The sequence below is a fragment of the Microbispora oryzae genome (genome assembly GCF_017896165.1).
GTDB classification, from domain to species: domain Bacteria; phylum Actinomycetota; class Actinomycetes; order Streptosporangiales; family Streptosporangiaceae; genus Microbispora; species Microbispora oryzae.
The window spans coordinates 165,689-191,456 of the sequence record NZ_JAFCNB010000015.1; the positions used below are offsets into that span (position 1 = coordinate 165,689).

1 protein-coding gene is annotated in these 25,768 nt (G+C 72.2%); it reads right to left on the bottom strand.

Annotation, left to right across the window (positions count from 1 at the left end):
- A complete protein-coding gene (locus JOL79_RS34400) occupies window positions 1–25,755 on the bottom strand; it encodes a type I polyketide synthase (RefSeq protein WP_230985370.1) in 25,755 nt (8,584 codons plus the stop codon).
- Between the last annotated feature and the right edge of the window lie 13 nt (window positions 25,756–25,768).

Consider the following 25,768-nt stretch of genomic DNA (forward strand, 5'->3'; position numbering starts at 1 on the left):
CTAGAGACCCAGCTCGTTGTCGATGAAGGCGAACATCTCCTCGTCGCTGGCCTCCCCCAGCCGGTCGGCGACCTCGTCGTCCTCGGCCGGCTGCCAGGCGGCGAGCAGCTTCCGGAGGCGGCCGGCGATCTCGTCGCGGACCGCCGGGTCGAGCCCGTCGCCGGCCAGTGTGGCCTCGAACCGGTCGAGCTCGGCCAGCGCGGGCAGCACGGGCAGTGCGGACGGCGGAGCCACCGCGGGAGCGAGCTGGTCGTGGAGGTGTCCGGCCAGGTCCCCGGGGGTGGGGTAGTCGAAGATGACCGTCGCGGGCAGCCGCAGGCCGGTCGCCGCCGTCAGGCCGTTGCGCAGCTCGACCGCCGTGAGCGAGTCGAAGCCCAGGTCGAGGAAGCCCCGGGTGGGCTCGATCGCCTGGCCGCCCGAGTAGCCGAGCACGGTCGCGACGTGGCCGAGCACCAGGTCGAGCAGCAGCCCGCGCTGGTCGTCGGCCGACAGCCCCGTCAGCCGTTGCACGACCGGCACCGCCGCAGGCGCCGCGGCCCTGACCGTGGGCCGCCTGACCAGGCCGCGCAGCAGCGGCGGCACGTCCCCGGTCTCGCGTACGGCCGCCAGGTCGAGCCGGATCGGCACGATCGGCGTCGCCGGCGCGGCCACCGCGGCGTCGAACGCCGCGAGGCCCGGCTCGACGTCGAACGGCAGCACACCGGCCCGGGCCATCCGCTGCCGGTCGGTCTCGTCCAGGCCACCCGCCATGCCGCCGTCGGCCCACGGTCCCCAGGCCAGCGCCTGTCCGGGCAGGCCGAGCGCCCGGCGGTGCAGCGCGAGCGCGTCGAGGAACGCGTTGGCCGCGGCGTAGTTGGCCTGGCCCGGCGTACCGAAGATCGCCGACGCGGACGAGAACAGGACGAAGGCCGACAGATCCAGATCGCGGGTGAGCTCGTGGAGATGCGTCGCGCCGTCCACCTTGGGACGCAGCACCCGATCGAGCCGGTCGGGCGTCATCTGCTCGACGATCCCGTCGGCCAGGACGCCGGCGGTGTGCACCACCGCGGTCAGCGGATGCGCCGCCGGGATCTCCGCGAGCACGGCGGCCAGGGCGGACCGGTCGGCCACGTCCGCGGCCGCGAGCGTGACCTGCGCGCCCTCCGCGCGGAGCGCCTCGGCGACCGTCGCGCCTCCCCCGGTGCGGCTGACCAGGACCAGCCGCTCGACCCCATGGGAGACGACCAGATGCCGCGCCACCTGGCCGGCGAGCGCGCCGGACCCACCGGTGATCAGCACGGTGCCGGCGCCGAACGGCCCGGCCGCCTGGGCGGCACCAGGGTCGGCCCCCGCGGCGCGCGTGAGCCTCGGGGCGAACAGCGCGCCGCCGCGGATCGCCAGCTGCGGCTCCCCGGACGCCAGCGCCGCCGGCAACATCCGCCAGGACGCGGCGTCGTCGTCGAGGTCGACCACCAGGAACCGGTCGGGATTCTCCTGCTGGGCCGAGCGGAGCAGCCCCCAGACCGCGGCCCCGGCCAGGTCGGCGCCGCCGCTCTCCGCCAGTACGGCGTTTCTGGTCAGCACCACCAGCCGGGAGTCACCGGCCAGCGAGCGCCGCAGAACGTCCAGCACCCGGCGGGTCTCGCCGTGCGTCGCCTCGACGACCCGGTCGCCGTTCTCCGCCGTGGCACCGCCCTCCGCCGCGGCGCCGCGAACGGTCAGGAGCATCACCGGGGCGTCGAGCGTGGCCCGCGCGGGCACGTCCGGCAGCTCCGGCAGCGGCTCGCCGAACACCGCCCAGCCGGCCGTTCCCGGGGAGCTCTCCGGTCCGGCCGGCACCCGGTCCCACTCGATCGCGAACAGGTCGCGCGCGCCCGGACGGGCGGACGGCGCCGGCCGCAGAACCAGCGACCCCACCGTGAGGACGGCCTGCCCGGCCTCGGTGAACGCCTCAAGCCGGACCGCGTCGGCCCCCGCCGGGCTGAGCCGGACCCGCAGCCGGTCCGCGCCGGTGGCGTAGACGGTCACGTCCGACCAGCTGAACGGCAGCCGGGCCGCTGCCGCCTCACCCTCGCCGTTCAGGCTCAGCGCGTGCAACGCCGCGTCGACCAGAGCGGGATGCGCGCCGAACCGGGACGCGTCACGCCGCTGTTCCTCGGCGAGGACCACCTCGGCGAACAGGTCGTCGCCGCGCCGCCAGACCGCCCGCAGGGCCTGGAACACCGGCCCGTAGTCCAGGCCGATGTCCCGGAGTCCAGGGTAGAGGTCGTCGAGCGGCACCGGTACGGCGTCGGCGGGCGGCCAGGCATCCGTGACCTGCTCGGTCACTGTGTCGGCCACCGTGCCGGTCAGTGCGCCGGTCACGGCTCCAGCCACGGCTCCGACCACGGCTCCGGTCACGGTGAGGCTGCCGCTGGCGTGGTGCCGCCAGCCGTCGCCGCGCTCGTCGTGCTCGTCGCGGGAGTGGACGCGCAGCGCCCGCCGGCCGTGCTCGTCCGGGCCGTCCACCGTCACCTGGATCTGGATGGCGGCGCTGTCCGGGATGACGAGCGGCGCGTGCAGAGTCAACTCCTCGACGGTGTCGCAGCCCACCTGCTGGGCAGCCTGGACCGCCACCTCCAGCAGCGCGGTTCCGGGCAACAGCACCGCACCCGTCACCACGTGGTCGGCGAGCCAGGGATGGGTACGCAGCGAGAGACGGCCGGTGAGGATCGCGCCGTCTCCGTCGACCAGCGGCACGACGGCACCGAGCATGGGGTGATCGGCGGCGCCGAGCCCGGCCGCGCTGAGGTCCCCGGCGCCGCGAGTCGCGGTGATCCAGTACCGCTCCCGCTGGAAGGCGTAGGTGGGCAGGACCGCCGGCCGGACGCCCTCATGCAGTGCGCTCCAGTCGACCGGAACGCCGTTGACGTGCAGCGTCGCCAGGGCGGTGAGCGCGGTGGTGACCTCGTCCCTGTCCCGACGCAGCAACGGCACCGCCACGGTCTCCGGCTGCGAAGCCACCCGCTGGGCCAACGCGGTCAGCACCCCGTCCGGGCCCAACTCCACCAACCTGCCCACCCCATCCAAGGCAGCCATCGCCTCAGCGAACCGGACCGGCTTGCGAACCTGCCCCACCCAGTACTGAGGGTCCGACCACTGCCCCGGCTCCACCGGCCGGCCCGTCACCGTCGAGACCACCGCAACCGACGGCTCCCCGAACGCCAACCCGTGAACCACCCGCCCGAACTCCGCCAGCATCGGCTCCATCAACCGCGAATGGAACGCATGACTCGTCCGCAACCGCGACGACTTCCACCCGCGTTCGGCCGCGAGGCCGGCGACCCGGTCGATATCGGCCGCGGTCCCGGACACCACGACGGCGTCCGGGCCGTTCACCGCCGCGACATCGACGTCGGGGAACGCCTCCAGCACGTCTGCTTCGGACGCGCCGACCGCGAGCATCGCGCCGCCCGCAGGCAGCGCCTGCATCAACCGGCCCCGCGCGGTCACCAGCGTCGCCGCGTCGGACAGCGACAGCACTCCTGCAACGTGTGCTGCGGCGATCTCCCCGACCGAGTGCCCCACCAGCACATCCGCGGTCACGCCCCACGACGCCACCAGGGCGTGCAGGGCCACCTCCACCGCGAACAACGCCGGCTGCGCATACCCCGTCTGATCGATCAACGCCTCGTCGGCCAGCACCTCCGCCAGCGGCCGGTCCAGATGCGGATCGAGATGCGCGCAGACCGCGTCGAACGCGTCCGCGAACGCCGGGAACGCCCTATACAGCTCTTGGCCCATGCCAACCCGCTGCGCACCCTGACCGGTGAACAGGAACCCGACCCGGCCAGCCCGAGCCACCCCGGCCAGACCACCCGTACCGGACACAATCGCGTCCAGGCCGGTGACCAGCGCGTCGCGGTCGGCGGCCAGCACCACGGCCCGGTGGGCCAGTGCCGGGCGCCGGCCCGCCGCGGCGGCGAGCGCACGCAGGTCCTCATGGGCGGAGGCCCGCAGTCGTTCCGCCTGCGCCCGCAACGCCGTCTCGGTGTGCCCCGACACCAGCACCGGCACGACCGGCAGCCTGAAGGCGGGCTCCGAGTCCTCCGGTGCCGGTGCCTCCTCCAGGATCACGTGGGCGTTCGTGCCGCTCACACCGAACGCCGACACACCCGCCCGGCGCGGCCGATCCCCCACCAGCCACGGCCGGGCCTCCGTCAGCAACTCGACACTCCCAGCCGACCAGTCCACATGCGGCGACGGCTCACCCGCATGCAACGTCGCGGGCAACGTCTCGTGCCGCATCGCCAGCACCATCTTCGCGATACCCGCCACACCAGCCGCCGCCTGCGTATGACCGATGTTCGACTTCACCGACCCCAGCCACAACGGCCGCTCCCGGCCCTGACCATACGTCGCCAGCAGAGCCTGCGCCTCGATCGGATCACCCAACGTCGTACCCGTACCGTGCGCCTCCACCGCATCCACATCCTGCGAAGACAGGCCCGCCGACGCCAGCGCCGCCCGGATCACCCGCTGCTGCGACGGACCATTCGGCGCCGTCAACCCATTCGACGCACCGTCCTGATTGACCGCCGTCCCCCGCACCACCGCCAACACCTCATGCCCCAGGCGCCTGGCCTCCGACAGGCGCTCCACCAGCAGCATCCCCGCGCCCTCAGACCACCCCGTCCCATCCGCACCCGCACCAAACGACTTACACCGCCCATCAACGGCAAGACCCCGCTGCCGGGAAAACTCCACGAAGATGTCGGGAGTCGGCATCACCGTCACACCACCGACCAGCGCCATCGAGCACTCACCCGACCGCAGCGCCTGCACCGCCAGATGCAACGCCACCAACGACGACGAACACGCCGTATCCACCGTCACCGCCGGACCCTCCAGCCCGAAGCTGTAGGAGATCCGCCCCGACATCACCGACGACGCCGTCCCGGTCAGCAGATGACCCTCAAGACCGTCGACCGACTCTCCCGGGCCGTTCCCGTAGCCCATGTACGAGGCGCCCACGAACACGCCGACCGGCTCACCCCGCAACCCCAGCGGGTTGACCCCCGCCCGCTCGAACGCCTCCCACGACGTCTCCAGCAACAACCGCTGCTGCGGATCCATCGCCAACGCCTCACGCGGACTGATCCCGAACAACCCCGCGTCGAACTCGGCGGCGCCGTACAGGAACCCGCCATGGCGGGTGTACGACGTACCCGTGTGGTCGGGATCCGGGTGATAGAGGGCCTCGATGTCCCAGCCACGGTCGGTCGGAAATGCCCCGATTCCGTCTCTGCCGGAGGCGACCAGATCCCAGTACTCCTCCGGCGTCTGGACGCCGCCGGGCAGCCGCACGCTCATCCCGACGATCACGATCGGATCGTCGGTGGCCGATGCCGTGACCTCCGCTCCCACCACTGGGGTGGCCACGCCGATCACCTGCTCAAGGACGAATACGGCAAGTCGCTCGGCGCTGGGATAGTCGAACACCAGCGTGGCCGGCAACGCCAAGCCGGTCGCTACCCGCAAGCGGTTCCGCAGCTCCACCGCCGTCAGCGAATCGAAGCCCAGTTCCTTGAACGCCCGGTCCGGCTCGATCGCCGCCGTGGACGCGTGTCCCAGAACGGCGGCCACCTCGGCCCGTACCAACTCAAGCGCCAGACGGTGCCGCTCGGCCGAAGACAGACCGGCCAGCCGCGCGGCCAGGCCGGAGTCAGGCTCCGGCGCGACGGCCACCTCGGCCGCCTCGGGCAACCGATCGAACAACGGCCGAGCCCGGCTCGCGGTGAACAGCGGCAAGAACTCCGCCCACCGCACATCGGCGACCGTGACCAGGTCATCCCCGGAGCCGACGGCCAACGCGAGCGCGGTCAGCGCCCGGGCCGGTGTCATCGGGTTCAGGCCACGGCGACGCAGTTGCCCCGCGACCTGGTCGTCGGCGGCCATACCGACCTGGGCCCACGGTCCCCACGCGATCGCGGTGCCCGGCAGACCGCCGGCCCGCCGCCGCGCGACCAGCGCGTCCAACGCGGCGTTGGCCGCCCCGTACGCCGCCTGCTCCGCACTGCCCCAGATCCCCGAGATCGAGGAGAACACCACGAACGCCTCGACGTCGCCGACCAGCGCGTCCAGATGCGACGCCCCGTCGACCTTGCCGCGAATCACGCGATCCAGATGGGCCTGGTCCGCCTCGCCGAGCGGAACGTCCTCGCTGACGCCCGCCGCGTGCACCACGGCGTCGACCCGGCCGACCGTGGCCAACAGTTCCTCCACCGCCGACCGATCGGCAAGATCACACGCATACGCCTCCGCGTTCGGCAGCCCGGCCAGCAACTCCGCCGCACCAGGAGCCTCCAAGCCGCGCCGCGACACCAGCACCAACCGCTCGGCACCATTGGCCGCCGCCCACCGCGCCACCTGAGCGCCCAGACCACCCGTACCACCCGCGATCAGCACCGTGCCCGACGGCCGCCACGACGCACCCCGCGAAACCGGCGCATGCACCAGCCGCCGCACCGACACCCCACTGGCCCGGACCGCGACCTGATCCTCCGCACCGAGCACCCCAGCCAGCACCGCGGCAACGCGGCCCGCCGCCCGAGCATCCATGACCGCAGGCACATCCAGCAGACCACCCCAGATGTCCGGGTGTTCCAGCCCGATGACCCGTCCCAGGCCCCAGAGCTGTGCCTGGTCCACCTCCACCGCGCCATCAGCCCGGCCGGTGGCCACCGCGCCCCGGGTCACCAACCACAGCCGGGCGTCGATCGCGGCGTCGCTCATCGCCTGGACCAACGCCAGCGCCTGTTCCAGAGAGTCGGGAGCCGCGACGACCCCGGCAGCGTCCAGCCCACGCAGAGCAGTGGCCAGCTCGGCCCGCGACCCCGCCGCTGTGCGGACGACCGTGGCGCCGTACTGCTCCAGCACCGCGGCCAGCGAGACATCTCCCACCAGCACCCACGTGCCCGACAGCCGCCCGGCCGCGATTTCCGGGACGGGCTCCCAGCTGACCTGATAACGCCAGCCGTCCAGCGCCGAGCGCTCCCGGCCCTGCGCCCGCCAGCCGGCCAGCGCCGGAAGGACGTCTTGAAGGGTGGTCTCGGCGAGGCCGAGTTGCGAGGCCAGACCAGGCAGGTCACCCTGCTCGATCCGATCCCAGAAGCCCGCCTCGACCGGGTCGGCCACCGCAGGCCGCGATTCCAGCCAGTAACGCTCGCGCTGGAATGCGTACGTCGGCAGGTCGACCGGCTGGGCACCGGTTCCTGCGAGCAGCGTCGTCCAGTCGACCGGGACGCCGTTGACATGCAGGGTCGCAAGCGCGGTGAGCGCGGTGGTGACCTCGTCGCGGTCCCGACGCAGCAGCGGCACCGCCACGGCGTCCGGCTGCGAAGCCACCCGCTGGGCCAACGCCGTCAACACCCCGTCCGGGCCCAACTCCACCAACCTGCCCACCCCATCCAAGGCAGTGAGCGCCTCAGCGAACCGGACCGGCTTGCGAACCTGCTCCACCCAGTACTGAGGGTCCGACCACTGTCCCGGCTCCACCGGCCGGCCCGTCACCGTCGAGATCACCGCAACCGACGGCTCGGAGAAGCTCAACCCACCCACGACATGGGCGAAGTCGGCCAGCATCGGCTCCATCAACCGGGAATGGAACGCATGACTCGTCCGAAGCTTGTTTGTCTTCCACCCGCGTTCGGCCGCGAGGCCGGCGACCCGGTCGATATCGGCCGCGGTCCCCGACACCACCACCGCGTCCGGGCCGTTCACCGCCGCGACATCGACATCCGGGAACGCCCCCAACACCTCCGCCTCCGACGCGCCCACGGCGAGCATCGCCCCACCCGCAGGCAGCGCCTGCATCAACCGGCCCCGCGCGGTCACCAGCATCGCCGCGTCGGACAGCGACAACACCCCCGCCACATGCGCCGCCGCGATCTCCCCGACCGAGTGCCCCACCAGCACATCCGCCGCCACACCCCACGACCGCACCAGGGCGTGCAGGGCCACCTCCACCGCGAACAACGCCGGCTGCGCATACCCCGTCTGATCAATCAACCCCTCATCGGCCAGCACCTCCGCCAACGGCCGCTCCAGATGCGGATCGAGATGCGCACAGACCGCGTCGAACGCGTCCGCGAACACCGGGAACGCCCTATACAGCCCTCGGCCCATGCCAACCCGCTGCGCACCCTGACCGGTGAACAAGAACCCAACCCTGCCAGCCCGAGCCACCCCGGCCAGACCACCCGTACCGGACACAATCGCATCCAGGCCGGTGACCAGTTCGTCGGCGTCGCCCGCCAGGATGACCGACCGATAGGTCAGCATCGAGCGCCGAGCCGAAGCCACCGCCAGAGCGGGCAACTGCGCCGCCGTGCCGGACCCTGGCTGTGTTGAGGCGTCGGTGGACATCGCCGTGACCGCGCTTCGCAGCCGCTCGGCCTGGGCCCGCAACGCCGCCTCGGTGTGCCCGGACACGAGCACCGGCACCAGCGGCAGGTCCGCGATCGGCACCGGCGGGCTCACCGGCTCTTCGGCCGGTGTCGGCGCCTGCCCGGCAACCGACGCTGCGGTGGTGGGTGCCTCCTCCAGGATCACGTGGGCGTTGGTGCCGCTGACGCCGAACGCCGACACACCCGCCCGGCGCGGCCGATCCCCCACGAGCCAGGGCCGGGCCTCCGTCAGCAACTCGACACTCCCGGCCGACCAGTCCACATGCGGCGACGGCTCATCCGCGTGCAGCGTCGCGGGCAACGTCTGGTGCCGCATGGCCAGCACCATCTTCGCGATACCCGCCACACCAGCCGCCGCCTGCGTATGACCGATGTTCGACTTCACCGACCCCAGCCACAACGGCCGCTCCCGGCCCTGACCATACGTCGCCAGCAGAGCCTGCGCCTCGATCGGATCACCCAACGTCGTACCCGTACCGTGCGCCTCCACCGCATCCACATCCTGCGAAGACAGGCCCGCCGACGCCAGCGCCGCCCGGATCACCCGCTGCTGCGACGGACCATTCGGCGCCGTCAACCCATTCGACGCACCGTCCTGATTGACCGCCGTCCCCCGCACCACCGCCAACACCTCATGGCCTAGGCGCCTGGCCTCCGACAGGCGCTCCACCAGCAGCATCCCCGCGCCCTCAGACCACCCCGTCCCATCCGCACCCGCACCAAACGACTTACACCGCCCATCAACGGCAAGACCCCGCTGCCGGGAAAACTCCACGAAGATGTCGGGAGTCGGCATGACGGTCACACCACCGACCAGCGCCATCGAGCACTCACCCGACCGCAGCGCCTGCACCGCCAAATGCAACGCCACCAACGACGACGAACACGCCGTATCCACCGTCACCGCCGGACCCTCCAGCCCGAACGTGTAGGAGATCCGCCCCGACATCACCGACGACGCCGTCCCCGTCAGGAGGTGTCCTTCGAGCCCTTGTCCGGTCTCGACCGGCCCGGTGCCGTATCCCATGAAGGCGGCGCCCACGAACACGCCGACCGGCTCACCCCGCAACCCCAGCGGGTTGACCCCCGCCCGCTCGAACGCCTCCCACGACGTCTCCAGCAGCAACCGCTGCTGCGGATCCATCGCCAACGCCTCACGCGGACTGATCCCAAACAACCCCGCGTCGAAATCACCCGCCCCATACAGGAACCCACCCTCACGGGCATAAAACGTCCCCACATGATCCGGATCCGGGTGATAAAGCCCCTCAAGATCCCAGCCACGATCCGCCGGGAACGCCCCGATCCCTTCACCCCCCGCAGCCACCAGATCCCAGAGCGCCTGGGGAGTGTCGACGCCCCCGGGGAGGCGGAGGCCCATACCGACGATCACGATGGGGTCGTCATCCATCGAGACGACAGGGGTGCGGACAGCCACCGGAGCCTCGTCCGTACCGCCAACGCGGCTCACCAGGAAGTCAGCCAGCCTGGCCGCGCTCGGATAATCGAACACAAGGGTCGCGGGAAGAGCGAGCCCGGTCGCCGCCCGCAAGCGGTTCCGCAGCTCCACCGCCGTCAGCGAATCGAACCCCAGCTCCTTGAACGCCCGATCCGGCTCGATCGCCGACGTCGAAGCATGTCCCAGAACGGCGGCCACCTCCGCCCGTACCAGTTCCAGCACCAGGCGGTGCCGCTCGGCCGAAGACAGACCGGCCAGCCGCGCGGCCAGGCCGGAGTCGGGCTCCGGCGCGACGGCCACCTCGGCCGCCTCCGGCAACCGATCGAACAACGGCCGAGCCCGGCTCGCGGTGAACAGCGGCAAGAACTCCGCCCACCGCACATCGGCGACCGTAACCGACTCCTCGCCGGCGCCGACCGCGCCGGCCAGCGCGGTCAGTGCGGGCCCGGGATCGATCGGGGTCAAACCGCGCCGCCGCAACTGGCCGGCGCTCTGCTCGTCGGCGGCCATACCGACCTGGGCCCACGGTCCCCACGCGATCGCGGTGCCCGGCAGACCGCCGGCCCGCCGCCGCGCGACCAGCGCGTCCAACGCGGCGTTGGCCGCCCCGTACGCCGCCTGCTCCGCACTGCCCCAGATCCCCGAGATCGAGGAGAACACCACGAACGCCTCCACGTCACCGACCAGCGCGTCCAGATGCGACGCCCCGTCGACCTTGCCATCGACCACCCGGCGGACATGTTCCTCATCGGCGTCCACCAACGCCACGTGCTCGCTGACACCTGCGGCGTGCACCACGGCGTCGACCCGGCCGACCGTGGCCAACAGTTCCTCCACCGCCGACCGATCGGCAAGATCACACGCATACGCCTCCGCGTTCGGCAGCCCGGCCAGCAACCCCGCCGCACCCGGCGCGTCAGCGCCACGCCGCGACACCAGCACCAACCGCTCGGCACCATTGGCCGCCGCCCACCGCGCCACCTGAGCGCCCAGACCACCCGTACCACCCGCGATCAGCACCGTGCCCGACGGCCGCCACGACGCACCCCGCGAAACCGGCGCATGCACCAGCCGCCGCACCGACACCCCACTGGCCCGGACCGCGACCTGATCCTCCGCACCGAGCACCCCAGCCAGCACCGCGGCAACGCGGCCCGCCGCCCGAGCATCCATGACCGCAGGCACATCCAGCAGACCACCCCACCGATCGGGGTGTTCCAGCGCCGCCGCACGGCCAAGCCCCCAGCTCTGGGCTTGGATCGGGCTGGCGGGCGCATCGGCCCGGCCGACCGACACCGCGCCCCGGGTGACCAGCCACACGGGTGCGGTCAGCCCGGCGTCCATGTGTGCCTGGAGGACGGCCAGTGAGTCCAGCAGCGGCGCGTCCTGGAGCGCGGCCAGGCTCACCACGCCGGCGACCGGGCTGTCCAGCGCCCGCAGCCGCCGCGCCAGTGCGGCCCGCTCGTCTGTCGCGATTGTGACGACCGTGGCGCCGTGTCTGGTCAGGGCCTCGCCCAGCCCGGCGGTGTCCTCGCCGATCAGTGCCCAGGTGCCCTCCAGCCGAGCCGGGCCGGGATCGGGCACGGGCTGCCAGTCGATGCGGTAGCGCCAGCCGTCCAGCCGGGAACGTTCACGGCCCCGCGCCCGCCAGGACGTCAACGCCGGCAGGACACTCTCCAGTGAAGCAGCGGGATCGACACCGAGCTCCTCGGCGAGGGTGGTGAGGTCGCCACGGTCGATCGTGTCCCAGAACCCCGCCTCGACGGGATCAGCGGCACCGGCCTTCTCCGGCCGGCTCTCCAGCCAGTATCGCTCGCGCTGGAAGGCGTAGGTGGGCAGGGCCGCCGGCCGGACGCCCTCGTGCAGTGCGCTCCAGTCGACCGGAACACCGTTGACATGCAGCGTCGCAAGCGCGGTGAGCGCGGTGGTGACCTCGTCACGGTCCCGGCGCAACATCGGCACCGCCACGGTCTCCGGCTGCGAAGCCACCCGCTGGGCCAACGCGGTCAACACCCCGTCCGGGCCCAGCTCCACCAACCTGCCCACACCATCCAAGGCCGCCATCGCCTCAGCGAACCGGACCGGCTTGCGAACCTGCCCCACCCAGTACTGAGGGTCCGACCACTGCCCCGGCTCCACCGGCCGGCCCGTCACCGTCGAGATCACCGCAACCGACGGCTCCCCGAAACTCAACCCACCAACGACATGGGCGAACTCCGCCAGCATCGGCTCCATCAACCGCGAATGGAACGCATGACTCGTCCGAAGCTTGTTTGTCTTCCACCCGCGTTCAGCCGCGAGGCCGGCGACCCGGTCGATATCGGCCGCGGTCCCCGACACCACCACCGCGTCCAGGCCGTTCACCGCCGCGACATCGACATCCGGGAACGCCCCCAACACCTCCGCCTCCGACGCGCCCACGGCGAGCATCGCCCCACCCGCAGGCAGCGCCTGCATCAACCGGCCCCGCGCCGTGACCAGCGTCGCAGCGTCCGCCAGCGACAGCACTCCTGCAACGTGTGCTGCGGCGATCTCCCCGACCGAATGCCCCACCAGCACATCCGCCGCCACACCCCACGACGCCACCAGGGCGTGCAGGGCCACCTCCACCGCGAACAACGCCGGCTGCGCATACCCCGTCTGATCGATCAACCCCTCATCGGCCAGCACCTCCACCAACGGCCGATCCAGATACGCGTCCACATGCAACGCCACCTGATCAAAGGCATCCGCGAACACCGGGAACGCCCCATACAACCCCCGGCCCATCCCAACCCGCTGCGCACCCTGACCCGTGAACAGGAAACCAACCCGCCCCGGACCGGCCGTCCCCCGCACGGCACCGGCACCCGCCGCGACCGCACCAAGACCGGACGCCAACTCCTCGGCATCACCCGCGAGCACCGCCGCCCGATGCGCCAGAGCGGCCCGCCGGGCGGAGGCCACAGCCAGCGCCCGCAGATCCCCGCCCGCGACCCCGCGCAACCGCTCCGCCTGCGCCCGCAACGCCGCCTCGGTGTGCCCCGACACCAGCACCGGCACCACCGGCAGGTCCGCGACCGGCACCGGCGGGCTCACCGGCGCTTCGACGGGGGCCTCTTCGAGAATGACGTGGGCGTTCGTGCCGCTCACGCCGAACGCCGACACACCCGCCCGGCGCGGACGGCCCTCGGCCTCCCAGGGCCGGGCGTCCGTCAGCAGCGACACCGCGCCGGAGGCCCAGTCGACATGCGGCGACGGCTCACCCGCATGCAACGTCGCGGGCAACGTCTCGTGCCGCATCGCCAGCACCATCTTCGCGATACCCGCCACACCAGCCGCCGCCTGCGTATGACCGATGTTCGACTTCACCGACCCCAGCCACAACGGCCGCTCCCGGCCCTGACCATACGTCGCCAGCAGAGCCTGCGCCTCGATCGGATCACCCAACGTCGTACCCGTACCGTGCGCCTCCACCGCATCCACATCCTGCGAAGACAGGCCCGCCGACGCCAGCGCCGCCCGGATCACCCGCTGCTGCGACGGACCATTCGGCGCCGTCAACCCATTCGACGCACCGTCCTGATTGACCGCCGTCCCCCGCACCACCGCCAACACCTCATGGCCTAGGCGCCTGGCCTCCGACAGGCGCTCCACCAGCAGCATCCCCGCGCCCTCAGACCACCCCGTACCATCCGCACCCGCACCAAACGACTTACACCGCCCATCAGCGGCAAGACCCCGCTGCCGGGAGAACTCCACGAAGATGTCGGGAGTCGGCATGACGGTCACACCACCGACCAGCGCCATCGAGCACTCACCCGACCGCAGCGCCTGCACCGCCAAATGCAACGCCACCAACGACGACGAACACGCCGTATCCACCGTCACCGCCGGACCCTCCAGCCCGAAGGTGTAGGAGATCCGCCCCGAGATCACCGACGACGCCGTACCCGTCAGGAGGTGTCCTTCGAGCCCCTGTCCGGTCTCGACCGGCCCGGTGCCGTATCCCATGAAGGCGGCGCCCACGAACACGCCGACCGGCTGACCGACCAGACCACGCGGGTCCACCCCGGCCCGCTCGAACGCCTCCCACGACGTCTCCAGCAACAACCGCTGCTGCGGATCCATCGCCAACGCCTCACGCGGACTGATCCCAAACAACCCCGCATCGAAATCACCCGCCCCATACAGGAACCCACCCTCACGGGCATAAAACGTCCCCACATGATCCGGATCCGGGTGATACAGCCCCTCAAGATCCCAGCCACGATCCGCCGGGAACGCCCCGATCCCTTCACCCCCCGCAGCCACCAGATCCCAGAACTGCTCCGGCGTCTCCACACCACCGGGCAACCGCAGACCCATACCCACGATCACGATCGGATCGTCATCCATCGATACGACCGGAGCCCGCACAACCACCGAAGCCGCATCCGTACCGGTAACGCGGCTCAGCAGAAATACCGCCAACCGCGCGGCACTCGGGTGATCGAAAGCGAGCGTCGCCGGAAGAGCGAGCCCGGTCGCGGCCTGCAACCGGTTCCGCAGCTCCACCGCCGTCAGCGAATCGAAGCCCAGCTCCTTGAACGCCCGATCCGGCTCCACCGCCCCGGCCGAGGCGTGTCCCAATGCCCCCGCGACCTGGGCCCGTACCAGGTCCAAGACCGTGCGGTGCCGCTCGGCCGGAGCCAATTGCGCCAGCCGTCCGGCCATCCCCGAGGCGGATTCGGGTGTGGCGGTCGATGTGGCCGCCTCCGGCAGGTCGGCCAGGAGCGGACGTGGCCGAGCGGAAGTGAAGATCGGCAGGAATTCCGCCCAGCGCACGTCGGCGACCGTGACCAGGTCGTCACCGGCGCCTACGGCCTGGGCCATCGCGGCCAGGGCGCGCTGCGGATCCAGCCCAGGCAGGCCCTGCCTGCGCAGCGCGCTCGCGGCCTGGGCATCGGCCGCCATGCCGACCTCGGCCCAGGGGCCCCAGGCGATTGAGGTGCCCGCACGTCCGGTCGCTCGACGGCGCAGGATCAGGGCGTCCAGCGCGGCGTTCGCCGCCCCGTACGCCCCCTGCCGGCCGCTGCCCCAGGTCGCCGAGATCGAGGAGAAGACCACGAACGCGTCGACGTCACCGACCAGCGCGTCCAGATGCAACGCCCCGTCGACCTTGCCCCTGATCACCCGATCCAGATGCGCCTCATCCGCGTCGACCAGAGCGACATCCTCACCGACACCGGCCGCGTGCACCACCGCGTCGACCCGGCCGACCACGGCCAGCAACTCCTCCACCGCCGACCGATCCGCAAGATCACACGCATACGCCTGCGCGTTCGGCAGCCCGGCCAGCAACCCCGCCGCCCCCGGCGCGTCAGCGCCACGCCGCGACACCAGCACCAACCGCTCGGCGCCATTCGCCGCCGCCCACCGCGCCACCTGAGCGCCCAGACCACCCGTACCGCCGGTGATCAGCACCGTGCCGGTCGGCCGCCAGGTCCTTACGGCACCGGCAGGCGCGTGCGTCAGGCGTCGCACGAGCACCCCGCCGCCCCGGAGCGCGATCTGGTCCTCGGCACCCAGGGCACCACCCAGGATCGCGCCGAGGCGGCTCGCGGCCCGAGCGTCGATCACGGTCTGGAGATCCAGCAGACCACCCCACAACTCGGGGTGTTCCAGCGCCACCGCGCGGCCCATGCCCCACAGCGCCGCCTGATCGACGTCCACGTTGCCGTCCGCGCGACCCGTGGCCGCCGCACCCTGGGTCACCAGCCACAGCCTCGTATCACCGGCGACGCCGGCCACTGCTTGGACAAGCGGCAGCGTCTCAGCGACCGTGCCGAGCACCGAGACCACGCCGGCCGCGTGCAGCCCGGCCAGATGTGCCGCCAGCTCGGTGCGCGAGCCCGCCGGCACCGCCGTGACGTCCGCGCCGAGCTCGGCGAGCACCTCGGTGAGGCCGAAACGGTCCTCGCCCACCAGCACCCAGGTCCCGCTCAACCGTCCCTGACCCGCGACGGCGGCGGGCTTCCAGGTGACGCGGTAGCGCCACCCGTCCAGCAGCGAACGCTCCCGACCCCGGGCGCGCCAGGACGCCAGCGCCGGAAGCAGACCGTCGAGCGCGGCCGTCTCCACGCCGAGACGCTCGGCGAGGATCTCGGCGTCGCCTTCCTCGACCGCCGTCCAGAATCCGTCGTCGTCTCGGTCCGCACGGACCCCGGTCCCCTTCGCAGGCCAGTACCGCTCCCGCTGGAAGGCGTAGGTGGGCAGGGCCGCCGGCCGGACGCCCTCATGCAGTGCGCTCCAGTCGACCGGGACGCCGTTGACGTGCAGCGTCGCAAGCGCGGTGAGCGCGGTGGTGACCTCGTCCCTGTCCCGGCGCAACATCGGCACCGCCACGGCGTCCGGCTGCGGAGCCACCCGCTGGGCCAACGCGGTCAACACCCCGTCCGGGCCCAGCTCCACCAACCTGCCCACCCCATCCAAGGCGCCAATCGCCTCAGCGAACCGGACCGGCTTGCGAACCTGCTCCACCCAGTACTGAGGGTCCGACCACTGCCCCGGCTCCACCGGCCGACCCGTCACCGTCGAGATCACCGCAACCGACGGCTCCCCGAACGCCAACCCGTGAACCACCCGCCCGAACTCCGCCAGCATCGGCTCCATCAACCGCGAATGGAACGCATGACTCGTCCGAAGCTTGTTTGTCTTCCACCCGCGTTCAGCCGCGAGGCCGGCGACCCGCTCCACATCCGCCACCGACCCCGACACCACCACCGCGTCCAGGCCGTTCACCGCCGCGACATCGACATCCGGGAACGCCCCCAACACCACCGCCTCCGACGCCCCGACCGCGAGCATCGCCCCACCCGCAGGCAGCGCCTGCATCAACCGGCCCCGCGCGGTCACCAGCATCGCCGCATCGGCCAGCGACAACACCCCCGCCACATGCGCCGCCGCGATCTCCCCGACCGAATGCCCCACCAGAACATCCGCCACCACACCCCACGACCGCACCAGGGCGTGCAGCGCCACCTCCACCGCGAACAACGCCGGCTGCGCATACCCCGTCTGATCAATCAACCCCTCATCGGCCAGCACCTCCGCCAACGGCCGCTCCAGATGCGGATCGAGATGCGCACAGACCGCGTCGAACGCGTCCGCGAACACCGGGAACGCCCCATACAACCCCCGGCCCATCCCAACCCGCTGCGCACCCTGACCCGTGAACAAGAACCCAACCCGGCCAGCCCGAGCCACCCCGGCCAGACCACCCGTACCGGACACAATCGCATCCAGACCAGAGGCCAACCCGTCGGCGTCGCCCGCGAGCACCACCGCCCGATGCGCCAGAGCGGCCCGCCGCGCTGATGCACCGCCCAGTGCCCGCAAGTCGTCCGCCGCGACCCCGCGCAGCCGCTCCGCCTGCGCCCGCAACGCCGCCTCGGTGTGCCCCGACACAAGCACCGGCACCACCGGCAGATGTGCGACCGACGCCGGGGCGGCGACAGGCTCCGCGGCCGGAGGCTCCTCCAGGATCACGTGCGCGTTCGTGCCGCTGATCCCGAAGGCGGACACCGCCGCGCGGCGCGGCCGTTCACCAGCCGGCCACGGACGCGCCTCGGTCAGCAGCGACACCGCGCCGGACGCCCAGTTCACGTGCGGCGACGCCTCCTCGGCGTGCAGCGTGGGCGGCAGCAGTTCATGCCGCATGGCCAGCACCATCTTGGCGATGCCGGCCGCACCGGCCGCCGCCTGGGTGTGACCGATGTTCGACTTCACCGACCCCAGCCACAACGGCCGCTCCCGATCCTGGCCATACGTCGCCAGCAGCGCTTCCGCCTCGATGGGATCCCCGAGCCTCGTCCCGGTGCCGTGCGCCTCCACCGCGTCCACCTCGGCCGGGGCCAGGTCGGCCGAGGCCAACGCCGCGCGGATGACCCGCTGCTGCGACGGCCCGTTCGGCGCGGTCAGCCCGTTCGACGCGCCGTCCTGGTTCACCGCGGTGCCCCGCACCACGGCCAGCACGTGCCGTCCTGCCGCACGCGCCGACGAGAGCCGCTCGACGACGAACACTCCGGCGCCCTCCGACCAGCCGGTGCCGTCCGCGTCGGCGGCGAACGACTTGCACCGCCCGTCGGCGGCGAGGCCGCGCTGGCGGCTGAAGTCGACGAAGGCGGTCGGGGTGGCCATCACCGTGACGCCGCCGACGAGAGCCATCGAGCACTCACCCGATCGCAGCGCCTGCGCGGCCAGGTGCAGCGCGACCAGCGACGACGAACACGCGGTGTCCACCGTCACCGCCGGCCCCTCCAGACCGAACGTGTAGGAGATACGGCCGGACAGCACACTGGCCGCGTTGCCCGTGCCGATGTGACCCGCGGATCCGGCGACGTCGTCGAGACCGTCGTCGAGCAGCGCGACGTAGTCCTGACCGTTCGTGCCGGCGAACACGCCGACCTGCTCGCCGCGTAGCGACAGCGGGTCGACCCCCGCCCGCTCGAACGCCTCCCACGACGTCTCCAGCAGCAACCGCTGCTGCGGATCCATCGCCAGCGCCTCACGCGGGCTGATCCCGAACAACCCCGCGTCGAACTCGGACGCGCCGGATACGAAGCCACCCTCACGCGTGTACGTCGTACCGGGATGGTCCGGATCCGGGTGATAGAGGTGATCCAGGTCCCAACCGCGGTCGGTGGGGAACGCGCCGACCGCGTCCGTGCCGGAGGCGAGGAGGTCCCAGAACGCTTCGGGGGTGTCCACGCCGCCGGGGAATCGGCAGGCCATTCCGACGATGACGATCGGATCGTCGGTGACCGTCGCGACCGGGGCAACCCGTGACGTCGTGGGGAGCGTGCCGACGAGCTGACCGAGCAGGAACCCGGTCAGCCGTTCGACGTCCGGGTAGTCGAAGATCAGGGCCGCCGGCAGCGTGAGCCCGGTCGCGGCGGCCAGCCGGTTCCGCAGCTCCATCGCCGTCAGCGAGTCGAATCCCAGCTCCTGGAACGAACGCTCGGGCGCTATCGCATCGGCCGACCCGTGTCCCAGCACCGCCGCCGCCTGGTCGCGGACCTCGCCCAGCAGCGTCCGGCGTGCCTCCGCGGCCGGCAGGTCCGCCAGCCGGAGAGCCAGCGGGAGGCGACCGATCACCGTCACCTCACGAGCCTGCGAACGCAGTCCGGGCAGGTCGGACAGGACCGGCGCGGGGCGGACCGCGCCCAGCTCGGCGGCGAACCGCTCCCAGCGCACGTCGGCGACCACCACCGCCGCCTCGCCGCCGCCCACCGCGGCGGCCAGCGCGGCCAGCGCGGACGCCGGAGGCAGCAGCGACAGACCGCTACGACGGAACTGCGCCGACCCGGCGTGCCCGGCCATCATGCCGGCCTCCGCCCAGGGTCCCCAGGCGATCGAGGTCGCGGGCAGTCCCAGCACCGCGCGGTGCTCGGCCAGCGCGTCGAGCGACGCGTTGGCGGCGGCGTAGTTGGCCTGGCCCGGGTTGCCGAAGACACCGGCGGTCGAGGAGAACAGCACGAACGCCGAGAGCGGTCGATGTGCCGTGAGCTCATGCAGCTGCCAGGCCGCGTCGGCCTTGCTCTCCATCACCGCGTCGAACCTGGCCGGGTCAAGCCCGGCGATCAGCCCGTCGTCCAGCACCCCGGCGGCGTGCACGATCGCCAGGTCGGCCTCATCGTCGAACTCCCGCACCAGGGCCGCGAGGGCGTCCTGGTCGGTTACGTCACAGGTGCGGGCCTCGACGTTGTCGAACTCCGCGGTCAGCTCGGCCACGCCATCCGCCGACGCGCCTCGCCGACCGGCCAGCACGACCCGGCGGGCACCCTGTTCCGCGGCCCAGCGGGCAACCTGCCGGCCGAGACCACCAGTGCCACCGGTGACCAGGACCGTGCCGCGCGGTTCCCAACCGGTTCCCGGGCGCTGCCGCGCCGGGGCGAGGCGGCGTACGAGCAGTCCGGTGGCGCGGACGGCGACTTCGGTCTCGTCTCCGAGCTTGCCCGCGAGGACGGCGACAAGACGGCCGACCGCGCGAGGGTCGAGCTGCTCGGGAAGGTCGATGAGGCCGCCCCAGCGGTCGGGGTGCTCCAGCCCGGCCACCCGGCCGAAGCCCCATGCCTCCGCGTGCCGCGGACGGACCGCCGGGTCGGCGACGCCGGTCGCGACCGCACCCCGGGTGAGCAACCAGAGCGGTGCCGCGACACCGGCGTCGCCTAGCGCCTGAACGGCCGCGAGCGTTCCGATGAGTGGTCCGGCGGGTACGAGCACGCCGCTGATCGGGGAGTCGACCTCCCGCAGCCGGGCGGCCAGCTCGGTCCGCGCCTCCGTCTCCAGCCGCAGCACGGTCGCGCCGTAGCCGGTCAGCTCCTCGGCCAGCCCGGCGGTGTCCTCGCCGATCAGTGCCCAGATGCCTTCCAGCCGAGCCGGGCCGGGATCGGCAACCGGCTTCCAGGTCACCCGGTAGCGCCAGCCGTCGATCTGGGACCGTTCGCGGCCGCGCGCCCGCCAGGACGCCAGCGCGGGCACCACCCCCGCCACGGTCTCCGCGTCGATGCCGAGCTCGGCCTCGAGTGCGGGAAGGTCGCCCTGCTCGACGGCGTTCCAGAAGCCCGCCTCCACCGGTTCCGGTGTACGGGTGTACTCCGCTGCTCGCAGCCAGTATCGCTCCCGCTGGAAGGCGTAGGTGGGCAGGGCCGCCGGCCGGACGCCCTCGTGCAGTGCGCTCCAGTCGACCGGAACACCGTTGACGTGCAGCGTCGCCAGGGCGGTGAGTGCGGTGGTGACCTCGTCCCTGTCCCGGCGCAACATCGGCACCGCCACGGCGTCCGGCTGCGGAGCCACCCGCTGGGCCAACGCCGTCAGCACCCCGTCCGGGCCCAGCTCCACCAACCTGCCCACACCATCCAAGGCAGCCATCGCCTCAGCGAACCGGACCGGCTTGCGAACCTGCTCCACCCAGTACTGAGGGTCCGACCACTGCCCCGGCTCCACCGGCCGGCCCGTCACCGTCGAGATCACCGCAACCGACGGCTCGGAGAAGTTCAACCCATCCACGACATGGGCGAACTCCGCCAGCATCGGCTCCATCAACCGCGAATGGAACGCATGACTCGTCCGCAACCGCGACGACTTCCACCCCCGCACGGCGGCCAACTCCGCGGCCCGCTCCACATCCGCCACCGACCCCGACACCACCACGGCGTCCGGGCCGTTCACCGCCGCGACATCGACATCCGGGAACGCCCCCATCACGTCTGCTTCGGACGCCCCGACCGCGAGCATCGCCCCACCCGCAGGCAGCGCCTGCATCAACCGGCCCCGCGCGGTCACCAGCGTCGCCGCGTCGGACAGCGACAACACTCCTGCAACGTGTGCTGCGGCGATCTCCCCGACCGAATGCCCCACCAGAACATCCGCCGCCACACCCCACGACGCCACCAGGGCGTGCAGCGCCACCTCCACCGCGAACAACGCCGGCTGCGCATACCCCGTCTGATCAATCAACCCCTCATCGGCCAGCACCTCCACCAACGGCCGATCCAGATACGCGTCCACATGCAACGCCACCTGATCAAACGCATCCGCGAACACCGGGAACGCCCCATACAACCCCCGGCCCATCCCAACCCGCTGCGCACCCTGACCCGTGAACAAGAACCCAACCCGGCCAGCCCGAACCACCCCGGCCAGACCACCCGTACCGGACACAATCGCATCCAGACCAGAGGCCAACCCCTCGGCGTCACCCGCGAGCACCACCGCCCGATGCGCCAGAGCGGCCCGCCGCGCTGATGCACCGCCCAGCGCCCGCAAGTCGTCCGCCGCGACCCCGCGCAGCCGCTCCGCCTGCGCCCGCAACGCCGCCTCGGTGTGCCCCGACACCAGCACCGGCACCACCGGCAGGTCCGCGACCGGCACCGGCGGGCTCACCGGCGCTTCGACGGGGGCCTCTTCGAGAATGACGTGGGCGTTCGTGCCGCTCACGCCGAACGCCGACACACCCGCCCGGCGCGGCCGATCCCCCACCAGCCACGGCCGGGCCTCCGTCAGCAACTCGACACTCCCAGCCGACCAGTCCACATGCGGCGACGGCTCACCCGCATGCAACGTCGCAGGCAACGTCTCGTGCCGCATCGCCAGCACCATCTTCGCGATACCCGCCACACCAGCCGCCGCCTGCGTATGACCGATATTCGACTTCACCGACCCCAGCCACAACGGCCGCTCCCGACCCTGACCATACGTCGCCAGCAGAGCCTGCGCCTCGATCGGATCACCCAACGTCGTACCCGTACCGTGCGCCTCCACCGCATCCACATCCGAGGCCGACAACCCCGCCGACGCCAGCGCCGCCCGGATCACCCGCTGCTGCGACGGACCATTCGGCGCCGTCAACCCATTCGACGCGCCGTCCTGATTGACCGCCGTCCCCCGCACCACCGCCAACACCTCATGCCCCGCACGTCGCGCGTCCGACAGCCGCTCCACCAGCAGCATCCCCGCGCCCTCAGACCACCCCGTACCATCCGCACCCGCACCAAACGACTTACACCGCCCATCAACGGCAAGACCCCGCTGCCGGGAAAACTCCACGAAGATGTCGGGAGTCGGCATCACCGTCACACCACCGACCAGCGCCATCGAGCACTCACCCGACCGCAGCGCCTGCACCGCCAAATGCAACGCCACCAACGACGACGAACACGCCGTATCCACCGTCACCGCCGGACCCTCCAGCCCGAACGTGTACGACAGGCGACCCGACATCACCGACGACGCCGTCCCCGTCAGCAGATGACCCTCGATGCCGTCGATGCCGTCGGCGGACTCGACCGGGCCTGTGCCATACCCCATCGCCGTCGCGCCCACGAACACGCCGACCGGCTGACCGACCAGACCACGCGGGTCCACCCCCGCCCGCTCGAACGCCTCCCACGACGTCTCCAGCAGCAACCGCTGCTGCGGATCCATCGCCAACGCCTCACGCGGACTGATCCCGAACAGGCCCGCGTCGAAATCACCCGCCCCATACAGGAACCCACCCTCACGGGCATAAAACGTCCCCACATGATCCGGATCCGGGTGATAAAGCCCCTCAAGATCCCAGCCACGATCCGCCGGGAACGCCCCGATCCCCTCAGCCCCCGCAGCCACCAGATCCCAGAACTGCTCCGGCGTCTCCACACCACCGGGCAACCGCAGACCCATACCCACGATCACGATCGGATCGTCATCCATCGATACGACGGGGGTGCGCACAGTCGCCGAAGCCGCATCCGTACCGGTAACGCGGCTCAGCAGAAATACCGCCAACCGCGCGGCACTCGGGTGATCGAAAGCGAGCGTCGCCGGAAGAGCGAGCCCGGTCGCGGCCTGCAACCGGTTCCGCAGCTCCACCGCCGTCAGCGAATCGAACCCCAGTTCCTTGAACGCCCGATCCGGCTCGATCGCCGCCGTGGAGGAGTGCCCCAGCACCGCGGCCACGTGCGTTCGCACCACCTCGGCAACAAGCCGGTGCCGGTCGGCGGCGGCCAGCCCGGCCAGCCGCTGCGCGAACGCGGACACCGCGGGACCGCCCTGCGCTGCCTCGGCGGCCAGAGCCTGGGCGGCCGGGAGGTCCGCGAAGAACGGCCGGGCGCGCGTGGCGGTGAAGGCGGGCAGGAAGTCCGTCCAGCGTACGTCGGCGACGGTGAGCGCCTCCTCACCCGCACCGACCGCGGTGGCCAGCGCCGTCAGCGCGTGCGCCGGGTCGAGCGGGATGACGCCCCGGCGCCTCAGCCGCTCGGCCACCTCCGCCTCGGCGGCCATGCCGACCTCGGCCCAGGGGCCCCATGCGACCGCGGTGCCGGACAGGCCGCGGGCACGGCGACCGGCGACCACGGCGTCCAACGCCGCGTTCGCCGCCGCGTAGGCGGCCTGCTCTGCGCTGCCCCAGACCCCGGCGATCGAGGAGAACACCACGAACGCGTCGACGTCACCGACCAGCGCGTCCAGATGCATGGCTCCGTCGGCCTTGCCGGCCAGCACCCGGTTCAGGTGCGCGGCGTCGGCGGCGGCGAGTTCGGCGTCCTCGGCCACGCCTGCGGCGTGCACGACCGCGTCGACCGTACCGATCCGCGCGAGCAACGCCTCTACGGCGGCCCGATCGGCCAGATCGCACGCGTGTGCCTCGGCGCCGGGAAGTTCGGCGAGCAACGCGTCCGCGCCGGGCGCGGCGGGGCCACGCCGGCTGACCAGCACGAGCCGTTCCGCGCCATTGGCGGCCGCCCATCGCGCGACCTGGGCGCCCAGCCCCCCGGTGCCGCCGGCGATCAGCACGGTGCCACGCGGGCGCCACGTGTCACCGCCCGGCGCAGGCGCCGCCGTCAGCCGCCGGACCAGAACGCCGCCGCTGCGAATCGCCACCTGATCTTCGGCGCCGAGCACCCCGGACAGCACCGCACCGAGCCGCGCGACCGCCCGGTTGTCGAGGCGCTCCGGCAGATCGATCAGGCCACCCCAGCGCTCCGGCTGTTCGAGGCCGGCAACACGGCCCATGCCCCACTTCGCCGCCTCCGCGACATCCGGCGCGCCGTCCGCCCGTCCCGTGGCGACCGCACCTCCGGTCACCAACCACAGCCGCGCACCGCTCTCGACGTCCGCCAGGGCCTGGACGACGGTCAGCACGCCGGCGAGGGCGACCGTCGGGAGCACGAGGACCCCGGCGGGCGCCAAGTCGCGCAGCCGTCCGGCGAGGTCGGCACGGTCGCCGAGCTGGACCGGCACGGTCTCTACGCCCATCCGGGTCAGCGCGTCCGCGAGCCCGGGCGAGTCCTCGCCGACGAGTGCCCAGGTCCCATTGGGCACCGCCTCGGTCAGGTCGGTGACGGGCTTCCAGGTGACGCGGTAGCGCCAGCCGTCGATCAGCGACCGTTCCCGGCCCCGGGCACGCCAGGAGGTCAGCGCGGGAAGGAGCGGTTCGAGTGTCGTGACCGGAACGTCCAGCCGGGTGGCCAGTTCGACGACGTCGCCACGGTCGATCGGGTCCCAGAAACCGGCGTCCGCCGCCACGATCGGCGCCTCGGCGCGGCTGCGCAGCCAGTACCGTTCCCGCTGGAAGGCGTAGGTGGGCAGGGCCGCCGGCCGGACGCCCTCGTGCAGTGCGCTCCAGTCGACCGGGACGCCGTTGACGTGCAGCGTCGCCAGGGCGGTGAGCGCGGTGGTGACCTCGTCACGGTCCCGGCGCAACATCGGCACCGCCACGGTCTCCGGCTGCGAAGCCACCCGCTGGGCCAACGCGGTCAGCACCCCGTCCGGGCCCAACTCCACCAACCTGCCCACCCCATCCAAGGCGCCAATCGCCTCAGCGAACCGGACCGGCTTGCGAACCTGCTCCACCCAGTACTGGGGGTCCGACCACTGCCCCGGCTCCACCGGCCGACCGGTCACCGTCGAGATCACCGCAACCGACGGCTCCCCGAAACTCAACCCACCCACGACATGGGCGAACTCCGCCAGCATCGGCTCCATCAACCGCGAATGGAACGCATGACTCGTCCGAAGCTTGTTTGTCTTCCACCCGCGTTCAGCCGCGAGGCCGGCGACCCGGTCGATATCGGCCGCCGCCCCGGACACCACCACCGCGTCCGGGCCGTTCACCGCCGCGACATCGACATCCGGGAACGCCCCCATCACGTCTGCTTCGGACGCCCCGACCGCGAGCATCGCCCCACCCGCAGGCAGCGCCTGCATCAACCGGCCCCGCGCGGTCACCAGCGTCGCCGCGTCGGACAGCGACAACACTCCTGCAACGTGTGCTGCGGCGATCTCCCCGACCGAATGCCCCACCAGCACATCCGCCGCCACACCCCACGACGCCACCAGGGCGTGCAGCGCCACCTCCACCGCGAACAACGCCGGCTGCGCA